This window comes from Streptomyces sp. NPDC002853 (genome assembly GCF_053591915.1).
In genome coordinates this window covers 1-1,611 of sequence record NZ_JBSFUS010000030.1, presented here as the reverse complement: position 1 = coordinate 1,611, position 1,611 = coordinate 1, and the positions used below count along the sequence as shown (strand labels likewise).

The following is a 1,611-nucleotide window of genomic DNA, read 5'->3' as shown; positions in this document are numbered from 1 at the left end:
TGGTGGGAGAAGAAGCGGTGCCAGAAGTACTGTTTGCGCACCGGGTCGAAGGTCCAGTTGGAGACCTCGGTGTCGACGAAGATGATGCGTGCGTCCTGGTATTGCTTGTCGTCGTCGGCCCAGACGTAGTAGTCGCCGTAGGGGCCTTCGGGGTCGCTGCGTGAGGCCTGGAACCACGGGTGCTGGTCGCTGGTGTGGTTCATCACGAAGTCGATGATCACGCGCATGCCCCGCTGGTGCGCGGAGTCCACGAACTCCACGAAGTCGGCGAGGTCGCCGAACTCCGGCAGGACCGCGGTGTAGTCCGAGACGTCGTAACCGCCGTCCCGCAACGGTGACTTGAAGAACGGCGGCAGCCACAGGCAGTCGACGCCCAGCCACTGCAGATAGTCCAGCTTGGCGGTGATCCCCTTGAGGTCGCCGATGCCGTCGCCGTTGCTGTCCTGGAAGGAGCGGACCAGGACTTCGTAGAAGACCGCGCGCTTGAACCACTCGGGGTCGCGGTCCTTGGCGGGCGTGTCCTCGAATGTGTCCTGGACGGGCTCGTTGATGATCATTGTGTGGGTGACCCTCCGATCAACGGTGAGGACGGTCGCAGGACCTCGCTGTGCTCATCCGGGGAGAGATCCCCGGGCCCCCGGCCGACGAGCAACACGTGCGCGCCGCCCGGACCGAGGCGCACGTAATTGGCCCTGCCCCAGTGATAGGTGTTGCCGGTGAGCTCGTCGCGCACCGGCACGGACTCGTGCCAGTGGAGGCCGAGTTCCGGCATGTTCAACGAGACCGTGGCCTCCTGGGTGTGGTGGGCGTCGAGGTTCACGACCACCAGAACCGTGTTCGATCCGTCCTTGCCGCCGGCCGTCTTCGAGTACGCGATCACCGCTTCCTGGTCCGTGGGGTGGAAGTGCAGGCCACGCAGTTGCCGCAGGGCGGGGTTGGCGCGCCGTACGCGGTTCAGCGCGGTGATGAGGGGCGCGATGGTGGCACCGGTGCGCTCGGCCGATTCCCAGTCACGCGGGCGCAGTTGATACTTCTCCGAGTTCAGATACTCCTCGCTGCCGGCTCGCGCCGGGGCGTTCTCGCAGAGTTCGTATCCGCTGTAGACGCCCCAGGTCGGCGCGAGCGTCGCGGCGAGCACCGCGCGTGCCTCGAAGGCGGGGCGGCCGCCGTTCTGCAGGTAGGCGTGCAGGATGTCCGGGGTGTTGACGAAGAAGTTCGGCCGGAGGTAGTGGGCGGTCTCGTCCGCCAACTCCTGAGCGTAATCCGTCAGTTCATTCTTCGCGTTGCGCCAGGTGAAGTAGGTGTAGGACTGCTGGAAGCCGATGGCGGCCAGGGTGCGCATCATGGCGGGGCGGGTGAAGGCCTCGGCCAGGAAGATGACGTCGGGGTCGGTTGTGTTGATGTCGCCTAGGACCTGCTCCCAGAAGGCGACGGGTTTGGTGTGCGGGTTGTCGACGCGGAAGATGCGTACGCCGTGGTCCATCCAGAACCGCAGCAGGCGTACGGTCTCGGTGATCAGGCCGGGCATGTCGCGGTCGAAGGCCAGGGGGTAGATGTCCTGGTACTTCTTCGGGGGGTTCTCGGCGTAGGCGATGCTGCCGTCGGCGCGGT

Annotated in this window: 1 protein-coding gene and 1 pseudogene; both read right to left on the bottom strand. The window is 65.9% G+C overall.

What is annotated here, in order from left to right; translation table 11 throughout:
- On the bottom strand, window positions 1-557 hold a 557-nt coding region (locus ACWD02_RS41930; RefSeq protein ID WP_451221939.1), incomplete at its 3' end, for an alpha-amylase family glycosyl hydrolase.
- Window positions 554-1,611 (bottom strand): annotated as a pseudogene (locus ACWD02_RS41925) (alpha-1,4-glucan--maltose-1-phosphate maltosyltransferase); the annotation flags it as partial. The gene ACWD02_RS41930 and the pseudogene ACWD02_RS41925, both read right to left, overlap by 4 nt.